The 18,652-nt window shown below is 67.2% G+C and carries 18 protein-coding genes and 2 pseudogenes; 11 read left to right on the forward strand and 9 right to left on the reverse strand.

What is annotated here, in order from left to right:
* Positions 1-80 precede the first annotated feature (80 nt).
* The 3 genes from CN538_RS22875 to CN538_RS11490 are packed head-to-tail and all read left to right on the forward strand — an operon-like array spanning position 81 to position 2,487.
* Positions 81-1,067, forward strand: a complete 987-nt coding sequence (locus CN538_RS22875; protein WP_242495018.1) for a sensor histidine kinase — start codon at positions 81-83, stop codon at positions 1,065-1,067.
* Positions 1,064-1,756, forward strand: coding sequence for an ATP-binding protein (locus tag CN538_RS22880; protein ID WP_242495019.1), 693 nt, complete (start codon positions 1,064-1,066; stop codon positions 1,754-1,756). Before CN538_RS22875 ends, CN538_RS22880 begins: the two co-directional genes overlap by 4 nt.
* Positions 1,753-2,487 (forward strand): response regulator, encoded by a 735-nt coding sequence (locus CN538_RS11490; protein WP_035476982.1) that lies wholly within the window; start codon positions 1,753-1,755, stop codon positions 2,485-2,487. Before CN538_RS22880 ends, CN538_RS11490 begins: the two co-directional genes overlap by 4 nt.
* Positions 2,488-2,584: 97 nt before the next feature.
* Here CN538_RS11490 and mnmC read toward each other — a convergent pair whose 3' ends face one another.
* The 4 genes from mnmC to CN538_RS11505 form a co-directional block, all read right to left on the reverse strand.
* The gene (gene mnmC / locus CN538_RS11495; RefSeq protein WP_242495020.1) at positions 2,585-4,381 is read right to left on the reverse strand and encodes a bifunctional tRNA (5-methylaminomethyl-2-thiouridine)(34)-methyltransferase MnmC2/FAD-dependent 5-carboxymethylaminomethyl-2-thiouridine(34) oxidoreductase MnmC1; all 1,797 of its coding nucleotides are present in this window, start codon (positions 4,379-4,381) and stop codon (positions 2,585-2,587) included.
* On the reverse strand, positions 4,378-4,599 hold the full coding sequence (locus CN538_RS22885) for a hypothetical protein (protein ID WP_242495021.1): 222 nt from the start codon (positions 4,597-4,599) through the stop codon (positions 4,378-4,380). The genes mnmC and CN538_RS22885 overlap by 4 nt, the downstream gene beginning before the upstream one ends.
* A 178-nt stretch (positions 4,600-4,777) precedes the next feature.
* Entirely contained in the window at positions 4,778-5,077 is a 300-nt protein-coding gene (locus tag CN538_RS11500; protein WP_106419505.1) for a YciI family protein, read from the reverse strand.
* On the reverse strand, positions 5,077-5,628 hold the full coding sequence (locus CN538_RS11505; protein ID WP_106419506.1) for a septation protein A: 552 nt from the start codon (positions 5,626-5,628) through the stop codon (positions 5,077-5,079). Before CN538_RS11505 ends, CN538_RS11500 begins: the two co-directional genes overlap by 1 nt.
* 101 nt (positions 5,629-5,729) lie before the next feature.
* On the opposite strand from CN538_RS11505, the gene CN538_RS11510 reads away from it, so the two are divergent.
* On the forward strand, positions 5,730-6,671 hold the full coding sequence (locus CN538_RS11510; protein WP_106419507.1) for a PHP domain-containing protein: 942 nt from the start codon (positions 5,730-5,732) through the stop codon (positions 6,669-6,671).
* 212 nt (positions 6,672-6,883) lie between these two features.
* Entirely contained in the window at positions 6,884-7,504 is a 621-nt protein-coding gene (locus tag CN538_RS11515; RefSeq protein WP_106419508.1) for an L-threonylcarbamoyladenylate synthase, read from the forward strand.
* 149 nt (positions 7,505-7,653) lie between these two features.
* On the opposite strand, the gene CN538_RS11520 is transcribed toward CN538_RS11515, so the two are convergent.
* The 4 genes from CN538_RS11520 to CN538_RS11530 all read right to left on the reverse strand — a co-directional run bounded on the left by CN538_RS11520 (position 7,654) and on the right by CN538_RS11530 (position 11,311).
* Entirely contained in the window at positions 7,654-8,442 is a 789-nt protein-coding gene (locus tag CN538_RS11520; protein ID WP_106419509.1) for a 5'-nucleotidase, lipoprotein e(P4) family, read from the reverse strand.
* Positions 8,443-8,633: 191 nt separating this feature from the next.
* Positions 8,634-9,983, reverse strand: a complete 1,350-nt coding sequence (locus CN538_RS11525; protein ID WP_164999585.1) for a methyl-accepting chemotaxis protein — start codon at positions 9,981-9,983, stop codon at positions 8,634-8,636.
* The gene (locus CN538_RS20405; RefSeq protein WP_164999586.1) at positions 9,953-10,132 is read right to left on the reverse strand and encodes a hypothetical protein; all 180 of its coding nucleotides are present in this window, start codon (positions 10,130-10,132) and stop codon (positions 9,953-9,955) included. The genes CN538_RS11525 and CN538_RS20405 overlap by 31 nt, the downstream gene beginning before the upstream one ends.
* A gap of 306 nt (positions 10,133-10,438) precedes the next feature.
* Positions 10,439-11,311 (reverse strand): ion transporter, encoded by an 873-nt coding sequence (locus CN538_RS11530; protein ID WP_106419511.1) that lies wholly within the window; start codon positions 11,309-11,311, stop codon positions 10,439-10,441.
* A 227-nt stretch (positions 11,312-11,538) separates the two neighbouring features.
* Between CN538_RS11530 and CN538_RS11535 the strand changes: the two genes are divergently transcribed.
* The 3 genes from CN538_RS11535 (at position 11,539) to CN538_RS11545 (ending at position 14,028) form a co-directional block, all read left to right on the forward strand.
* Positions 11,539-12,102, forward strand: coding sequence for a heme NO-binding domain-containing protein (locus CN538_RS11535; RefSeq protein WP_106419512.1), 564 nt, complete (start codon positions 11,539-11,541; stop codon positions 12,100-12,102).
* Positions 12,099-12,503 carry a hypothetical protein gene (locus CN538_RS11540; RefSeq protein WP_106419513.1) on the forward strand — a complete coding sequence of 135 codons (405 nt, stop codon included), beginning with the start codon at positions 12,099-12,101 and terminating at the stop codon, positions 12,501-12,503. Before CN538_RS11535 ends, CN538_RS11540 begins: the two co-directional genes overlap by 4 nt.
* Before the next feature lie 85 nt (positions 12,504-12,588).
* Complete coding sequence (locus tag CN538_RS11545) at positions 12,589-14,028, forward strand: bifunctional diguanylate cyclase/phosphodiesterase (RefSeq protein ID WP_164999587.1); 1,440 nt, start codon at positions 12,589-12,591, stop codon at positions 14,026-14,028.
* A gap of 89 nt (positions 14,029-14,117) precedes the next feature.
* Here the strand turns inward: CN538_RS11545 and CN538_RS11550 are convergent, their stop codons facing one another.
* Entirely contained in the window at positions 14,118-14,921 is an 804-nt protein-coding gene (locus CN538_RS11550) for a CYTH domain-containing protein (protein WP_106419515.1), read from the reverse strand.
* Positions 14,922-15,048: 127 nt separating this feature from the next.
* Between CN538_RS11550 and CN538_RS11555 the strand changes: the two genes are divergently transcribed.
* From CN538_RS11555 to argA, 3 genes and pseudogenes are all read left to right on the forward strand, one after another.
* Entirely contained in the window at positions 15,049-15,729 is a 681-nt protein-coding gene (locus tag CN538_RS11555; protein WP_106419516.1) for a TIGR00153 family protein, read from the forward strand.
* 53 nt (positions 15,730-15,782) lie between these two features.
* A pseudogene (locus CN538_RS11560) lies at positions 15,783-17,049 on the forward strand (inorganic phosphate transporter).
* A gap of 101 nt (positions 17,050-17,150) precedes the next feature.
* Positions 17,151-18,463 (forward strand): annotated as a pseudogene (argA, locus tag CN538_RS11565) (amino-acid N-acetyltransferase).
* Positions 18,464-18,652: the final 189 nt, after the last annotated feature.

The following is an 18,652-nucleotide window of genomic DNA, read 5'->3' on the forward strand; positions in this document are numbered from 1 at the left end:
CAGGGTCTAAAACTTCGGCCTAGAGCCGTGATGCCGGATCGCGCTCCCCGATATACGCCTGCTGCCCTCGGATAACCCTCGTGAAACGACTGCGTCTCAGTGCCCAGATCTTCATCCTCGTCGCCAGCATGATCGTGCTGACCCTGGGGGTGGCCTTTCTGCTGTTCGACTATCAGCTCAAGGAGAACCTCGAACGCGCCCAGGGGGAGCGGGTGATGGGGTTGGCGGCGGTGCTCGCCGACCGCAGCGACATTCGCCGCGCGCTCGAGGCCACGCCGATCGTCCACGATGCCGGCTCGGCGTTGCGCCAGCACATCGAAGTCCTGCGCGAGCGTCTGGGGGTCGACTTCATCACCGTCATGGATCGCGACCACCTGCGTCTGACCCACCCCGACCCCAACGAGGTCGGGCGCCACTTCCGCGGTGGCGACGAGGGGCCAGCGCTGGCGGGGGAGTCCTATGTGTCGCGCTCCGAGGGTACGCTCGGGGTGAGTATCCGCGGCTTCGCCCCGGTGCGTGCCGCCGATGGCCAGGTGATCGGTGCGGTGGCCACCGGCGTCACCCTCTCCCGGGTCGGGCTGCTGCTGGCCGAGAAACGTCAGGTGGTGCTGCTGGGCACGCTGCTGCTGATGCTCGTCGGCGGCCTCGGCGCCTGGTGGCTGGCGCGCTACATCAAGCGCATCCTGCTCGGCTTCGAGCCGCACCAGATCTCGCAGTGGGTGCAGGAGCGCCAGGCGCTGCTGGCGTCGCTCCACGAAGGGGTGCTGGCGATCGACGCCGGCGGCGAGCTGAGTCTGATCAATCCGGCGGCGCGTGAGCTGCTGGCCCCGGTGGGGGCGGCACCCGCCACCGGCGTGCCCGCCGCTACCCTGGCCCAGCTGTTCGGCGACGGCACGCCGGCAATCAACCAGCGTCTGACCCTCAACGGCCGCGCGCTGATCGTCAACCGGGTGCAGATCCGGGCGCGGGCCCGGCCCCGCCGGCGTGGGCGCGGGGGGGCCACGGACAGCGCCGCGGACGGGGGGCGGCGCGCGTCGACGAGACCCGCGGCGGCGGCAGCGTGGTGACCCTGCGCGATCGCAGCGAGGTCAATCGCCTGGCCGAGGAGCTGACCGGGGTCAGCCGCTACGCCCAGGCGCTGCGCGCCTCCACGCATGAGTTCAAGAACCGCCTGCATGTGATCCTGGGGCTGGTCCAGCTGCGCGACCTGGGGCGCCTGGAGCGCTATCTGCACGAACTCGACGACACCTTGATCGCCCCCGCTGCGGCGCGCGTCTCCGGGGTCAAGGACCCGGTGCTGGCGGGCTTTCTGCTGGCCAAGGGCAGCGAGGCGCGGGAGCGCCGGATCGAGCTCGAGGTCGAGCTGGAGAGCGATATCCCGGCGGCGGCCGAGGAGGAGGTGTGCCACCTGCTGGTGACGATCATCGGCAATCTGCTGGAGAACGCTTTCGAAGCCGTCGCCGGGCGCGACGAGCGCCAGGTCACCCTGACGCTGGGGCTGGATGCCGGGGCGCTGTCGCTGCACGTTGCTGACAGCGGTTGCGGCATGGACGCGGCCCAGCGCGGCGCGGTGCTCGAACAGGGGGTGTCGACCAAGGGCGAGGGGCGCGGCTACGGTCTGGCCATGGTACGTGCCCACATCGACTCCCGCGGCGGCCATCTGGCGATCTATTCCACCCCCGGACGTGGCACCCTGGTCGAGGTGACATTACCCTACGCGGTGGCCCCATCCTGGATTACCGACGGAGTGACATGAGCATGCGTGTACTGGTGGTAGAAGACGACCCGATGGTCATGCGGCTCAACGTCGAGTTCCTCAATCGTATCGAGGGCGCCAGTCTGGTCGCCCAGTGCGAGGATCTGCCCGCCGCGCGAGACGTGCTGCAGCGCGAGTCGGTGGATCTGCTGCTGCTGGATGTCTTTCTGCGCGAGCATAACGGCCTGGCGCTGGTGCGCGAGCTGCGCCGCCAGGCGCGCGATATCCAGATCATCCTGATCACTGCCGCCTCGGAGATGGAGACGGTGCGCGAGGCCAAGCATCTGGGGGTCGACGACTACCTGGTCAAGCCGTTCGAGTTCCAGCGCTTCCAGGAGGCGCTGAGCCACTGCCTGGATACTCACCGGCGGCTGGCCGGGTTGCCGGCGCGCGCCCATCAGCGCGACGTCGACGCGCTGTTTCGACGCGACAGCGCCGCTGTGGCGCCGCCCCAGCGCCCTGGTGACCTGCCCAAGGGGCTCACCCTCAACTCGCTGTCGCAGGTGGCGCGCGCCGCCGCCGAGCACCACGAGGCGACCTTCACCACCGAGGCGCTGAGCGAGGATACCGGTATGTCGCGGGTCTCGGTGCGCAAGTACCTCAAGCACCTGGTGGATCAGGGCGTGCTCGAAGAGTCTTTCCACTACGGCCATATCGGCCGCCCCTCCTTCACCTACCGCTGTCTCGACGCCGAGACGCTGGCGCGGCTGGGCGGTACGCCGACCGCCTGAGCGGCTGTAGTGACCCTCCGCTTCAGTCGACCGGCTGTTTCAGCCGCCCCGTTGGTTCAGTTGAGAGACAACCGGACCCGCACGCGCGGATCTCTGCTCACGCCTGACGGATCAGCTCGGCGATCAGCCGCCGCCCCGGGTGCAGGTGATCGACCAGCTCCCGTGCCAGCGGCAGCGGCTCGTCGTGCAGGCGTGAGGCGATCAGCTCGGCGCACAGCGGTGCGCTGACCAGCCCGCGCGAGCCGTGGGCGGTACTCACCCAGAGCCCCGGGTGGTGACGCCCGGGAGCGGTGAAGCGTTGCCGCGCATCCTTGGCCAGTGCGGCATAGTCTTGTCGCCAACCGGCGTTGTCCGGCAGTGGCCCGGCGTAGGGCGTCTTGTCGGGGCTGGCGGCGCGCACGCTGGCACGGCCGTCGAGCGCGGCCAGGGCCGCCGCCTCGCCATCGGCGCAGAGCGCGGCGTGCAGCGCCGGGGCGGTGCGCGATAGCTCCTCCAGGTTGCGCCGCTGGTCGGCCTCGCGCAGGCGCGTATCGCCATCGTTGGGGGTGAAAGTGGCGCCGAAGGTGAGCCTGCCCGCGTAGGGCGGCAGCACATAGCCCTCGCCGCACAGCACCTGCTTTGGGGTGTCCGGTGCGGTCCACTGAAGGCTCGCGATCTGGCCGCGGACCTGCTGCAGCGGCAGGCCGTCGAGCCAGGCACCACTGGCGTGGCCGCTGGCGAACACCATCTGATCCACTTGCAGTTGGCCATCGGAGAGCGCGAGCTGCCAGCTCCCGTCGCATGCCGCGAGCGAATCGAGCGTCGCACGGCGGTACTCGACCCCCGGTGTCGTCGCCAGCCGCTGGCACAGCGCCACCGGGTCGACCCAGCCCGCCAGCGGGTAGGCCAGCGCCGGATGCGCCAGCGGCGTCCCCGCCAGCGCGCTGGCGCGGGTCGCGTCGCAATCGCTCACGACGGACTCGGGCAGGGCGTGGTTGTCCAGGAAGCGCCGCTGGCGGCGCTGCTCGCGCTCACCGGTGGCGAGCTGCAGCAGACCGCTATCGCGCCACAGGCTGCGCTCGGGGTCGAGGGTCGCCAGCCAGCGCTGCACGTAGAGCAGGGCAGCCAGGTAGAAGCGGCTCTGGCGGTTGCTCTCCGCCGCCAGCTTGACGTAGAGCGCTGCCTGCGGGTTGCCCGAGGCGCCGCTGGCGATGCCTTCACGGTCGATCAGGCTGACTCGGCTACCGCGGCGCGCCAGCGCCTCGGCCACGCTGGTGCCGGCGATACCGGCGCCGATCACTGCCACATGGTTGACGGAACGCGGCGATGGCGGGATGAACCAGGGCGTGGCGGCGCGCGAATCAGCGTGCGGACTGAGGCGCTGATCCGGCTGCCATTCACCGCGTAGCATCTCGCGCTTGCGGCCGAACCCCGGCACCTTGCGCCACTGAAAACCCTCGGCGGCGAGGCCGCGCCGGACCAGCCCGGCACAGGTGAAGGTGGCGAAGGTGGTTCCCGGGCGGCTGGCTGCGGCCAGCGCGGCGAACAGCGCCGGCTGCCACATATCCGGGTTCTTGGCCGGGGCGAAGCCATCCAGGAACCAGGCATCCACCTGGCCGTCGAGCTGCGCCAGGCAGGTGGCGGCATCGCCGAAGTGCAGGTCCAGGGTCACCCGCGGCGCCAGGCGCAGGCGGTGCACGCCGGGTACCGGCTGCGGCCACTGCGCGATCAGCGCCTGGGCGCGGGGGGCGAAGTCCGGCCAGCTCTGCCACACCCGCTCGAGTGCCTCGCGCGACAGCGGGTGTTTCTCGGTGGAGACCAGATGCAGGCGCGCCGTGGCTGGCGCGTGCTGCTCGAAGCATTCCCACGCGCACAGCAGGTTGAGCCCGGTGCCGCAGCCGGTCTCGCCGATCACGAAGGGGCGCCTGGCGTGGCGCAGGCGCGGAAGCGGCGCGGCAGGTCGTTGTTGTCGAGGAACACGAAACGCGTCTCCTCGCGGCCATTGTCACGCGAGAAGTAGACGTCGTCATAGCGGGTCGAGAAGGGCGCTTCCTGCTGCGCGTCATCCTGGCGCCAGTCGAGTTCCGCCGGCTCCAGGCGCTCGCCGAAGGCGGCGAGTCGGTCGTCGGTCATGGGGTGAAAGGTCTCGCGTTGCCCGGGGTTTCCACACAAGGGTGATCAAAAAGTGATCGACTCACGCCAGCGGACGTCGTTTCGGGGACAGCGAAAGGCGTCCGCGGGATCTTCACAACGTTATCCACAGCAGCTGTGAAAAAGCCCACGCCGGCGTTTGTGGATAACGCCCGAGCGTTCAGGGCAGGACGTGCTTGAACGGCTTGACCTCGACCTTGGCGTAGACCCCGGCGGCGACATAAGGGTCGGCGTCGGCCCAGGCCCGGGCGGCTTCCAGGGAGTCGAACTCGGCGACGATCAGGCTGCCGCTGAAGCCGGCCTCGCCCGGGTCTTCGCCGTCGATGGCGGGGAAGGGGCCGGCCAGGATCAGGCGGCCGTCGTCGCGCAGCGCTTCCAGGCGTGCCAGGTGGGCCGGGCGCGCTTCGCGGCGCAGTGCAAGGCTCGAATCGTTGTCGTGACCGATGATGGCGTAGCGCATCAGGAGGGCTCCTCAGGGGTTGAGCGGGACATGTGACGTGCCAGGAACAGCGCCTGTCCGATCACGAACAGCAGCGTCAGTCCGAGCATGCCGAACAGCTTGAAGTCGACCCAGGTCGCTTCGTCGTAGTGGGTGAAGACGAAGACGTTGAGGATCGCCATGGCGAAGAAGAACAGTACCCAAGCGAGATTGAGCCGCCGCCAGACCGCCGCCGGCAGCGACACCGCTTTGCCCATCATGCGTTGGGCCAGGGTCTGCCCGCCGAACAGCGGCGAGAACAGGAAGGCGATACCGAACAGAGCGTTGATCACGGTTGGCTTCCACTGGATGAACGCCGGGTCGCGAAAGGCGATGGTGGCGCCGGCGGAGGCGATCACGATGATCGAAGTGATCAGCAGCATCTTCTCGATGCGCCGTTGGCGCCACCACACCACGCCGAGCTGAATCACGGTCGCGGGGATCAGGATGGCGGTGGCCGTGATGATATCGCCGGTCAGGTGGTAGACGGCGAAGAAGATCGCGATGGGGAGAAAGTCGAACAGCAGTTTCATGCGCAGGGCTCCGAGAGGGCGGGGCGCGGATTGACCGCGACGGCGGCGGCCCTCACCATGTGCGGCCTATTCTGACAAAGACGCCTCCCGGCGTCATGCCCATGTCCGTTGCTGCCAGCCATTCCGAGAATACCGCCGCGCCGTCCGAGCGCGCGCCGCTGACCGCCGCCACCTCGCTGGATGAGGCCCGCGGCATCGATCTTCATCTGCACTCCCGCGCCTCCGATGGTCGGCTCACGCCCAGCGAGCTGGTCGATCTGTGCCATGCCAAGGGGCTTTCGCATATCGCGTTGACTGACCACGACACCCTGGCCGGGGTCGCGGAGGCGGGTGAACGCTGCGCTCACCACGGCATGCGCCTGCTGTGTGCCAGCGAGCTGTCGTGCCAGTGGCGCGGCATGACGATTCATATCGTGGCGCTGCTGCCCCAGGGGCCGAACGCGGCGTTTACGGCCAGTCTCGAAGGGCTGGCCGAGGCGCGGGTAAGGCGCGCCGAGGAGATCGCCCGGCGGCTTCAGAAGCTGGGGCTCGACGACGCCCTGGCCCGGGCGCGGGCGATCGCCGGAAGTGAGCGCCCACTGGGGCGGCCCGATTTCGCCCAGGCACTGGTCGATGCCGGGCTGGCGGCGGACCGCCAGGCGGCGTTCAAGCGCTACCTGGGGGCCGGCAAGCGTGGCGACGTCAAGACCCATTGGCCGGCGCTGGAGACGGTGGTCGGTTGGATCGTCGAGGCTGGCGGGGTCGCCGTGGTCGCGCATCCGCTGCGCTACGGCATGACGCGACGCAAGCGCGACCTGCTGTTCGAGGCGTTCATCGGCGCCGGCGGGCAGGCTGCGGAGTTGGTGAGTGGTTACCAGAACCGTGATACCACCTTCGATCTCGCGCGCCAGCTCGCCCATCACGAGCTCTACGGCTCACTCGGCAGTGACTTCCACTTCCCCGGCGGTGCGTTGGCGCCGGGTACGCTCAGCCCGGCGCCGCGCTCTCATGTGCGCCCGGTGTGGGCGCATCCGGCCCTGGCCGACTTCGTCGCGCCTCGCTGAGCGGTTCCCATCGAGCGATCTCCAGGCGAATCATCTCCAGCCGCGCCATCTTCCGCCCGCGCCCGCCTCGAGCCGAGCCTTGGCGGCAGGCGCCGGGCGCGGCATCTGTTACGCTGAGCGTGAATGGTGCCGTTCGCGGTGCCTTGTCTCATATCGGCGTGTCGCCAGCGCGCGGCCGCCGTGGCGGGATCCGACCCCAAGGAGGGCACGACATGACCCAGTTTTTCCAGATTCATGCGCAGAACCCGCAGAAGCGCCTGATCGACCAGGCGATCGGTATCCTGCGCCAGGGTGGCGTGGTCGCCTATCCGACCGACTCCGGCTATGCGCTGGGCTGCTGCCTGGGCGAGAAGAAGGCGATCGAGAAGATCAAGTGGCTGCGCCAGCTCGACGACCGCCACAACTTCACCCTGGTGTGCTCCGATCTTTCCGAGATCGGCACCTACGCCAAGGTCGACAACAGCGTCTTCCGCCTGCTCAAGTCGCATACCCCCGGGCCCTACACCTTCATTCTCAACGCCACCAACGAAGTGCCGCGCCTGCTGCTGCACCCCAAGCGGCGTTCGATCGGTGTGCGCGTGCCCGACCACCGTATCACCCATGCGCTGCTCGAGGCCCTGGGTGAGCCGCTGATGAGCGTCACCCTGATCCCGGTCGACGAAGCGCTGCCGATGACCGACGCCGAGGAGATCCGCGAGCGCTACGGCGCGCATGTCGATCTGATCATCGATGGCGGTGCCTGCCACCTGGAGCCGACCACGGTGGTCGATCTGCGCGAGATCCCGCCGACGCTGGTCCGCGAAGGCCGCGGCGACCCCGCCCCGTTCCTTTGATGCGCGTGCCGCGATACATCTCTGCGGCAACCCAGACGTGAGAGTCGGTGCATACAAAGCCAGCGCCCCCGCCGGGAAACCCCGGCGGGGGCGCTGCGTTTCGAGCACATCACCTGGCGGCCGGCCTGGGCAAGGCCGCCGTGCCGTGATCAGTCCGTCTTCAGCGGTGCCGCCCAGCCTTCCAGGGTCGCGTCGCTCCAACTGCCATAGCTGGCATTGGGGAACATGATCCAGTCGTCGCCGAAGTGCGCCGCCTGCTCGGCCACCAGGCGCTTCTGGGTGGCCAGGTCGGCGTGGTGGAAGTCGCCGGAGAAGTCGGCCAGCGAGTCGCCGAGCTGCAGCACCAGCCGATAGTCGCGCTCGATGGCGGCACGACGCTCGGCCTTGGAGGGCCCCAGCAGGCGCACCTGGGCGTCGTTGACCTGGGGCAGGCGCAGCGCCTTCAGCGTCGCCAGCGTGGCGGCCTTGTTCTCGTCGTAGCGATCGGAGACATAGAAGATCGTCACGCCATGCGCGTTGGCGTAGTCGAGAAAGGCGCGGGCGCCGGGGATCAGGCGCGGATGCCCCTCGCGCTCCCACACCTTCCAGGTATCCCAGGCGGTGAAGTCGTGACACGCCTGCATGTCACGCACCAGCAGCGCACTATTGTCGATCACTGTCTCATCGAGGTCGGTCATGATCGCCAGATTGGTGGCGTCGGGGTGGGCAGCGATCTTCTGCGCCAGACGCATCGTGGCCAGGGCGTAGTTCTGCCGCTGCAGCGCCTGGATTTCCGCCGACTGCTGCTGGTAGCGCAGTGCCATGGCGTACGCCTTGGGCGCACACTCGCTGGCGCTTGCGATATTCGCTGTCCCGGCACTGGCACTGGTGGCGAACAGCAGGCCACTGAGCAGCAGGGCACTGGCGACACCGCGGCTGACATGGGCGTTGATTGTCATCTTGTTGTCTCCTGACATTGGCGATGCCCGCGTGTCGCGGGCGACCCAGCTACCTTAGAGAAGCGCCGGCGGCGCTTCAAACCGCGCCATGCGGCGCTTTCCGGCGTGCCACGCTGTTCTGACCACGGCTGTTGGTCATATTGGTCGGTCATATTGGCCGGCTGAGTCGGCCGGCCTGACAGGCTGGCGTGCTATACCGAGAGCGCTTCCAGGTGGCGCCCACTCGCCTGGCGTGCCGCCGGTCGCTCACCGGCGCTGGGGTCGTTGGCCGGCGCCCATTGCGCCATCTGGTGTTCGTCTTCGGCATCGGTCACCCACTCTGAGTCGGGTTCCTGGACGTCATTGCCGAGCCGGAATGCTTCGACGCTATCGCGCTGGCGCTGGGCGCGGGCTTCGATATCCCGAGTGGCATCGAGCGTCTGCGCCGCCAACTCGACGTTGCGCTGGGTCGCCGAGTCGATCTCGGCGATGGCCTGGTCGATCTGGGCGATGCCTTCGTGCTGCTGCTGGCAGGCGGTGGTGATGCTGTCGAGCAGTTGGCTCATCTGGCGGCTGTAGTCGACTGCGGTTTCCAGCGCCTGGCCGGCCTGGGTGAGCACCTCGGCACCCTGCTGGACCTGCTGATGGGTGCCCTCGATCTGCTCGCGGATGGTCTGCGCCGCGTCGGCGGAGCGCGAGGCGAGGTTCTTCACCTCGGCGGCGACCACGGCAAAGCCACGGCCGTGGTTGCCGGCGCGCGCCGCCTCCACCGAGGCGTTGAGTGCCAGCATGCTGGTCTGGTAGGCGAGCGAGTCGATCAGCGCGATCACCTCCAGCGATGATTGTGAGCGCGTTTGCGCGGCTTCCATCTCGCTCACCGCGGAGGCCATCTGCTGGCCGCTGTGCTCGAGTTGCTGGCGGCTCTCCTCGGCCAGATGCCGGCCACGCTCGGTATGCTCGGCGGTATGTCCGATGGAGGCGGTGATCTGTTCCATGCTCGCCGAGGTCTCCTGCAGTGCCTGTGCCTGCTGCTGGCTACCGTGGTTGAGCTCTTGGCTGGCCTGCGACAGCCGGCCCGCGTCATCGCCCAAGGCGTTGCTCTCTTGCTGCAATTGGTAGACCAGCGCTGCCAGCGACGCCTGCATCATTGCCACGCCCTGTTTGAGCTGGCGCATCTCGCGCATGCCGCGGGTGGCCAACTGCTGTGCCAGATCGCCGGCGGCGATGCCGGTCAAATGCGAGCGCACCCGGCTCAGCGGGTTCAGCAGATGACGATTGACGCTATGGAAGGCGAGTAGCAGCAGCAGCAGAGTGACGCCGCCGGCGATGCCCAGACCCAGCTTCATGAGGTCGACGTTGCGCTGCATGGCCGTGATGCTGTTGGTGGCGTTGGCGGCGCCGGCTTCGGTCAGTGCATCCAGCGCCTGGTCGAGATCGGTGGTGAGCGCGCTGGTGTGCTTGACGCTCTGCTGGTAGGCCGCCAGGTTCCAGGCCTTGAGTGCGGCGAAGCCGGGCTCGATACCGTCGTCGATCAGCTTCTGGAAGCGCGCCTTGAGCGCCACGTCCTCGGTCTGGGTCGGCGCGAGCGTGTCGGAGTCTTGCGGGCGCGGGCCAGCGTCTCCTCGGCCTTGGACCATGTCGCCTTGGCAGCCTTGACCTTGAGCCGGTTGTAGTCGGTCTGGTAGCTGTCGAGCAGGACCCGGGTCTGCATCAGGTCGGCGTAGACCGCGCGCGCCGTGCCCAGGCGCTCGACATTGAGATGGTAGACGGAAGCGAAGCCGCCTGTGCTTGCTTCATGGCGAGATAGCTGCCGCCGCCGATCAGCCCGATCAGCAGGGCAAAGATCGCGAGCAGGGCGATAGCCCACTGCGAAGGGTAAGATGAAACGGTTTCATGCCAGGCTCCTGAGGACAAACGTCGATGCAGGGAGAGTTTGCCGGGCAAGTGTCACATTAAGATGACAAAGCGTTACAATCTCCTTTCATGTGAGCCCTGTGAGCCGATACCGTCCGGGTGGCTAGCCCGAGCTGTTTTCCGCAGGGGCGTTGGGGTCTTCACTCTCCTCGTCGAGCCAGGTGCCGCACAGGCGACAGTAGCGTGAGTCGCGTTCGTGGCCTTCGTGACCGCAGCCGGGGCAGGCCTCGTCGGAGTAGCGCTCCTCGCGAATCGAGCGGATCACCTCGGCCGAGAAGACGCCGGTGGGTACCGCCAGGATCGAGTAGCCCAGCACCATCATGAAGGCGGAGATGAACTGACCGATCGGGGTGACCGGGGCGATGTCGCCATAGCCCACGGTGGTCAGGGTGACGATAGCCCAGTACATCGAGCGCGGCATGCTGGTGAAACCGGCTTCCGGCGGTTCGATCATGTAGATCAGGGCGCCGAAGATGGTGATGATCAGCAGTACCGTGATCAGAAACAGCAGTATCTTGCGCTGGCTGCGGCGCAGCGCCTGCACCAGCATGCGCCCTTCGCCGACGAACTCCATCAGCCGCAGCACCCGGAACACCCGCAGCACGCGCAGGATGCGCAGCACCAGCAGTGACTGGGCCCCGGGCAAGAACAGGCTGAGCCAGGTGGGCAGAATGGCGAGCAGATCGAGCACGCCGTAGAAGCTCTTCAGATAGCGCAGCGGCCGCTCCAGGCAGTAGAGCCGCAGCACCAGTTCGAGGGTGAAGATCAGGGTGAAGATCCACTCGACCAGCAAGAACCACTCACCATAGTGCTGGTGTAGATGGGGTACGCTATCCACAAAGACGACCACCACGCTGAGCAGGATCAGTGTGATCAGTGCAATGTCGAAGGTCTTGCCCGCACGGGTATCCGATTCGAAGATGATCTGAAACAGCTGCTTGCGAAAACTGGATTCCCCAGACTGCATGATGGGCATGCCTTGTGGTTGGATGGACGCTAGGAGACGAAGCGCCGAAAGCGCGCATCGGCTGGTGTTAAACTTCGGTGAAACGTGGCCGATAACCCCGGATATCACGGCTTGCGTAGACCGACGGTGTCTTTGTGCCAGGTACGGATAGCCGTGGCTGCCCGTCACCCTCGAAGCGGCTGCCTGTCTCGCTCGAAACAGTGTAACCGTGTCCTCTATTTCAGGCAGCTTCGTTCATGATTGGATTGATTCAACGGGTATTGATCGACCATATCGAATCCACGTTGGGTGAGTCGGCGGTGCGGCAGCTCGCCGCCGATGCCGGGATCGAGACGCTCGGTCGCCGCATCGATACCGACTACGACGATGCCGAGTGCCTACGCCTGTTCGATGCCGCCGGCAAGGCGCTGGGGCTCGATCAGGAAGCGCTGATGGCACTGTATGCCGATATCTTCGTCAAGTGGACGCTGGTGCACTATCCGATGTTCTTCCAGATGGCTGACTCGGCCCAGGCGTTTCTGGCGCGCCAGCCTGCCATCCACGCCTCCATGGGGGCCGGTATCCGCGATGCCCAGCTGCGTGCCCGGGTCAACGACAAGTTTCGTATCGTCGAGCAGCATCCCGGCCGTCTGGTGGTGGAGTACCGTTCGGAAAACGGCCTCTGTGGCCTCTACCGGGCACTGTTCCGACGCCTGCTCGAGCACTACGGCGAGCGTGGTCGGTGTGAGGAGACTGGCTGTATGCACCGCGGCGATGACTACTGCCGTTTCGTGATGCACTTCGAGGAGCTTCCGGCATGAGTCGTGCGCCAGGGGGCCCGCCTGCAGGGCGTGATGCGCACCTGGTCGCCGAGATCGATGCGATCGGCAACCAGCTGTGCCAGGCCGTCGACGGCACCTTCGATTTCTACGTCCATACCGATAGCGACGAGATCGCGATCCAGAAGCTGGCCCAGCTCAACAACTTCACCCTCGATGCGGTACGCCGCACCATCGGCGAGCTGGAGCAGGCCCGGCGTGAGCTCGAGGTGCGGGTGGAGGAGCGTACCCAGCGCCTCAATCTGATCCTGAGTGCCACCAACGACGGTGTCTGGGAGTGGGAGATCGACGCCGGCCACGTCACCCTGTCGCCGCGCTGGGCTCGAATGCTAGGCCAGGACTCCGCCGAGATTGACAGTCCTTCGAGGCATGGCTGGGTCTGATCCACCCCGCCGATCGCTCGGCGGTGGAGCATACCTCTATCGTCATCTCGATGGACTCAGCGACGCTGTCGATATCGAGTATCGCGTGCGCAATGCGCGCGGTGCCTGGCGCATGATGCTGTGCCGCGGGCTATGCCAGCGCGACGAGCAGGGCCGCGCGTTGCGCATGGCCGGTACCCTGAGCGATACCACCGAACAGCGCCTGAGCGATCCGCTTACCGGCCTGCCCAACGGCGCCTATCTGGACCTGCTGATGCAGGAAAAACTGGATGGCCTGCCGCGCCCGCCGCTGTCGCTGGTCAAATTCCAGCTGCTCAACGTGGCCCAACTGTTCGACGGCGTCGCGGTCGAGCACGCTATCGCGGCGTTACGCAAGCGCGTGCAGGCGCTGCGCCAGCGTTTGCCTGCCCGGGTGGCCCTGACGGCGCTGCCCGAGCACACCTTTGCCATGGTGCTGGAACTCGACGCCGTGGCCGAGCTCGACCGCGTGCTCGAACCGGTCGAGGCGCTGCTCGCCGAGCCGGTGGAGATAGAGGGACGGTTGGTGTGGTTGTCGCACGTCAGCGGGGTGGCGATCGTCAACCTGCACGAGGCCAACAGTGCCGACGAGTGGCGCCGCCAGGCGCGCCTGGCGCTGGCCAGCGCCAGGCAGTCTGATGTCGGTACACGCTGCTACTACAGCGAGTCGCTGCGTCAGTGGGAGCGGTATCAGGGGCGCGCGGAGCAGATGATCCGCGGCGCGCTGGCCAACCGCGGGGTGTGCTGTTATCTGCAGCCGATCGTCGATATCGTCGCCGGCACGGCGCGCGGCTTCGAGGCGCTGATGCGCCTGGAGGACCCGGCCGAGGGGTTGATCAATCCGGGCGCCTTCGTCGAGGTGGCGGAGCGTACCGGGCTGATCGCCCCGCTGTGGGAGATGCTGATGGAGCAGGCGCTGCCGGTGCTCAAGGACCCGGGCATGCGCGAACGCTTCGGCGAGACCTTCCTGATCAGCGTCAATCTCTCGCCGCGCCAGTTGATGGATTCGCGTCTGCTCGAGCTGATGCTGGCCGCCTGCGCGCGCCATGGCGTGGCGCAGTCGCGGCTGCAGGTCGAGGTGACAGAGAGTGCGGTGCTGAGTGATCCGGTACGGGCCTCACGTATGCTCGAGCGCATGCGCGCCGCGGGTATCCAGGTGGCGATGGATGACTTCGGCAGCGGCTACTCGTCGCTGGCGCAGCTCACCTCGTTGCCGCTCGACACGGTCAAGATCGACCGCAGCCTGGTGCTCGACGTCAGTACGCTGCCACGCAAGCAGCATGTGCTGGCGGCGGTGGTGGCGCTGTGTCAGCGCCTCGAGCACGGCGTGGTGGTGGAAGGGGTCGAGGACTGGGAAACGGTGACGCTGCTGCGCGAGTGGGGGGTGCGCGAGATCCAGGGCTTCTTCTACGCCCAGCCGATGCCGATGGCGCAACTGATCAAGCAGTTCGAGCTGCCACTGCCGCTGGCGGCGGCCGGTGCGTCGGCCAATGACGCCGCCGGCTAGGTGTTCGGTCCCGCGCTCTCGATCCTCCAGCCCTCAACCGCGCCGCAGTGCCAGCCACGCCGTACTTTCCCACGGCATCTCGCCGCCGCTCAGGGGCGCCGAAAGGGCTGACAGCGCCGGGTGTGACGCCTGCGTGGCCATGGCGGCCAGGCGCATCTGGGCGCAGCGCAGCCAGGCCGGGTCTGGCTGTCCTGCCACGTGTCCAGCGCTTCGATCAGTGTGTCCAGGCTCGCCTCGGTGGCGTGCGCCGGTGGTCGCGGCCAGCCGTGGCGCAGAGCCCCGGCGCGGCTCGCCTTGCTGTGGTTGGCGGGGCGCGCGGCGAGCGGGGTGCCGCCGGTGCCGACCGGCTGGCACAGCGCGTCCGCCAGCCGCCATAGCGCCTCCGCAGCCCCTGTCTTGAGCTCCAGCTCCAGCTCACGTATCGCCAAGGTCGCGCCATCGGCGCGGATCTCGCCCTGATCGAGTGCGATCTCTATCTCCGCCTCGCCCTCGCGGAAGCGCCAGATGCGGCGTTCGAAGTCGGTAGTGAAGGCTGGGCGCAGGCGGGTCAGATCGATACCGGCCAGGGCCGGATGGTCGAGCCCGCGCAGCCCGGTTTCGTCGAGCCCCGCGGCGTTGCAGGCGCGCTCGTCGAGCGACCACTCCCACTCGCCGCGGCTCGACAGGCCGCCGTGGCTGGCGGCGGCGCTCTTGAGCGTCTGCACGCGTTTCTCACCGATCCGGCGTACGCGCAGGGCGACCCGGGCGGCTTCCAGGGCGCCGTCCGCGGTATCGTAGTAGCAGTTGCCGAGCGTGTGGGTGGCCGTGGCCAGCGTCGAGAGTAACGGATGCGCCGCCAGCGCTGCCGGCGCGGACTCGGCGAGCGCCAGTTTGAGTTCGATTTCGTCGCTCATGTGCGCTCCCGCAAGGGTCTGAGTGGTAAAACGTAAGCCTTCGTGTCGCGTTCATGAATTTTTCATGACGCCCCGAGACGCAATCATTATACTGGCGCCGCCACTTCCAACGCATCCAGGCCACGCGATGGTGAGTACCAATCCGTTCTCGGCGCTGTTTGGACGTTCGCCGTTCCAGCCGCTGTTGGCCCACATCGTCAAGACCAGCGAGTGCGCCGGTCAGCTTCTGCCGTTCTTCGACGCGGCGCTCAGCGGCGATTGGGAAGCGGCGCGCGGCTACCGCGAGGCGATCACCCAGCTCGAGCACGAGGCGGACGAGCTCAAGACCCAGCTGCGGCTCAACCTGCCCAACACCATGTTCCTGCCGGTATCGCGTTCCGATCTGCTCGAACTGATCAGCGTGCAGGACAAGATCGCCAACAAGGCGCGTGACATCACCGGCATCATGCTCGGCCGCAACATGAACATCCCCGACCCGCTGGCGGAGCCGATGCGCGACTATCTGCGCACGGCGGTGGCCACGGTGGACCAAGCGCGCAAGGCGCTGGAGGAGCTCGAGGATCTGCTCGAGTCCGGGTTCGGCCGCAATGTTGCCGACGTGATGCAGAACCTCATCCGCGAACTGCACGAGCTCGAGCACCAGGCCGACGACCAGCAGATCGCGATCCGTCGCCAGCTGTTCCAGCTCGAAGCCGAGCTGCCGCCGGTCGACGTCATCTTCCTCTACAAGATCATCGAATGGATCGGCGAGCTGTCCGACCGCGCCGAGCGCGTGGGTAGCCGCCTGCAGATTCTGACGGCCCGCTGATCGCGGGTCTTCTTTTTACGCCTTCGTCACGCCACTCATAGCGAACTGAGCCTATGTCCATCATTGCGCAATACGGTGATGTCTTCATCATTCTCGCCTGTGTCTTCGGCTTCTTCATGGCCTGGGGGGTCGGCGCCAACGACGTCGCCAATGCCATGGGGACCTCGGTCGGGTCCAAGGCGATCACGATTCGGCAGGCCATCGTCATTGCGGTGATCTTCGAGTTCCTGGGCGCCTGGCTCGCCGGCGGCCAGGTCACCGAGACCATCCGCAAGGGCATCATCGACGCCAGCCTGCTGCAGCAGGACCCGCAGATGCTGGTCTACGGCATGCTCGCCTCGCTGCTGGCGGCAGGGGCGTGGTTGATGATCGCCTCACTCAAAGGGTGGCCGGTCTCCACCACCCACTCGATCGTCGGCGCCATCGTCGGCTTCGCCATTGCCGGGCTGGGTGTGGATTCGGTGCACTGGAACGCGGTCGGCACCATCGCCCTGAGCTGGATCACGTCGCCGCTGATCGCCGGGGTGTTCGCCTGTGCTGTTCCGCTCGGTGCAGGTGCTGATCTTCGATAACCCCGATCCCTTCGCCGCGGCCAAGCGCTACGTGCCCGGCTATATCTTCCTGGTCGGCTTCATCGTTTCGATGGTGACCCTGGTCAAGGGGCTCTCCCACGTCGGGCTCGAGTTGAGCTTCGGCCAGAGCCTGCTGCTGGCGACCGCCTTCGGCGTGGTGATCATGATGTTCGGGCTGCTGCTCGAAAACCGCATCAACCGCGGCGAGCGGCGCTCCCGCGGGCAGTACGACTTCTCCAGCGTCGAGCGCATCTTCGGCGTGCTGATGATGTTCACCGCCTGCGCCATGGCCTTCGCCCACGGCTCCAACGACGTCGCCAACGCGGTCGGCCCGCTGGCGGCGGTGATCAGCGTGGTCGAGAGTGCCGGCAGCGTCGGCGGCTCGGCGGCGATGCCGTGGTGGGTGCTGGTGCTGGGCGGCGGCGGTATCGTGGTCGGCCTGGTCACCTATGGCCACAAGGTGATCGCCACGGTGGGGACCGGGATCACCGAACTCACCCCGAGCCGGGGCTTTGCCGCTACGCTCTCCGCCGCTTCCACAGTGGTACTGGCCTCTGGCACCGGGCTGCCGATCTCGACCACGCACACGCTGGTCGGTGCGGTGCTCGGGGTGGGCCTGGCCCGCGGCATGGCCGCACTCAACCTGCGCGTGCTCGGCTCGATCGTGCTCTCGTGGCTGATCACGCTGCCCGCCGGAGCGCTGCTGTCGATCATGTTCTTTTTTATGTTCAAGGGCATGTTCGGCTAAGCTTCTGCTCCCTCGCGAACCCGCGCCGACGCGCGGGCACGACGCTCTGGTATAGTGATGGCTCGATCCCCGAGCCAACCCACTGCCGGAGCGTCTCTCCCTTGGATTCGCGTTTCCCCTTCGTCGACTGGTTCCGTAACTCGTCCCCCTATATCAATGCCCACCGCGGCAAGACGTTCGTCATCCTGATCGAAGGCGCGGCGATGGCGTCGTCGCGCTGGGACCAGCTGCTGCAGGATCTGGCGCTGCTGCATACTCTCGGCGTGCGTCTGGTGCTGGTCTACGGAATTCGCCCGCAGGTGAGCGGCGGCGCTGGAGGCCGAGGGTATCGAGGTAGAGCGGGTAGAGGGGCGCTGGGTGGCCCACCGCGGCATCATGGACCATGTCGAGCGAATCGCCGCGCGCCAGCGTCTGGATATCGAAGCGCACCTCTCGCTGGGGCTGCCCAACACGCCGCTGCACGGGGTCGAACTCACCGCGGTGTCGGGCAATCTGGTCACCGCCAAGCCGCTGGGCGTGCGCGGTGGCATCGACTTCGACCACAGCGGCGAGGTGCGGCGGGTGCGCAGCCAGGCGATCGAAAGCCTGCTTGCCGGGGGGAATCTGGTGATCCTGCCGCCGCTGGGTTACTCGCGCACCGGCGAAGTGTTCGATCTCGACGCCGCCGATATCGCCCAGCACGTGGCCGTGGCGCTGAAGGCCGACAAACTGATTCTGCTCGGTGAGTCGGCTGGGCTGCATGACGACGACGGCCGGCTGCAGCGCCAGCTCGGCCCGGCCCAGGGCGAGAACCTGCGCCAGCAAGCCGACCCCGGCAGCGAGCTGTGGCGCCATCTCGGCGCCGCTTGCGAGGCGGCCCGCCACGGCGTGGCGCGTACCCACCTGCTCTCCTGGCACGATCACGACGCCCTGCTGGGGGAGCTCTTCACCCGCGACGGTGTGGGCACGATGATCACCCAGAACCGCTACGAACAGCTGCGCCAGGCGGTGCTCGACGACGTTGGCGGGCTGTTGGCCCTGCTCAAGCCGCTGGAGGCGCGCGGCATGCTGGTGGCGCGGACCCGTGAACGTCTCGAACACGAGATCGACGACTACGTGGTGATCGAACGCGACGGCATGATCATCGGCTGCGCTGCGCTGCATCGCTTTCCCGACGCGGCGATGGGGGAGCTCGCGTGTCTTGCCGTACACACCGACTATCGCCGCGGCAGCCGCGGTGACACCCTGCTCAGCGAGGTCGAGCGTCGTGCCCGGCGCCACGGCTTCACCCAGCTCTTCGCCCTGACGACCCACACCACGCACTGGTTTTTTCGAGCGTGGCTTCGAACTCTCCACCACCGAGTCGCTGCCGAGCCTGAAGCGCGAGGCCTACAACCAGGCGCGACGCTCCAAGGTGCTGTTGAAGGCGCTATAGACGCTGTCGGAGTGGCTGCAGACGTCCTTGCAGTCGCTATAGGGCGTCGTCTGAGTCGCTGGAAAGAGACACCTTTCAGCCCCGGTTTCGGCCGGGGCTGTCTCTTTTTTGAGACTTTATATCCCATTGATAAAATTGATTTTTATGGAAATCTTCAGAAAAGCGTCGGCGATCGGCGACGTTTTTCCA

Origin of the sequence: Salinicola tamaricis (genome assembly GCF_003006155.1) — a bacterium.
GTDB classification, from domain to species: domain Bacteria; phylum Pseudomonadota; class Gammaproteobacteria; order Pseudomonadales; family Halomonadaceae; genus Salinicola; species Salinicola tamaricis.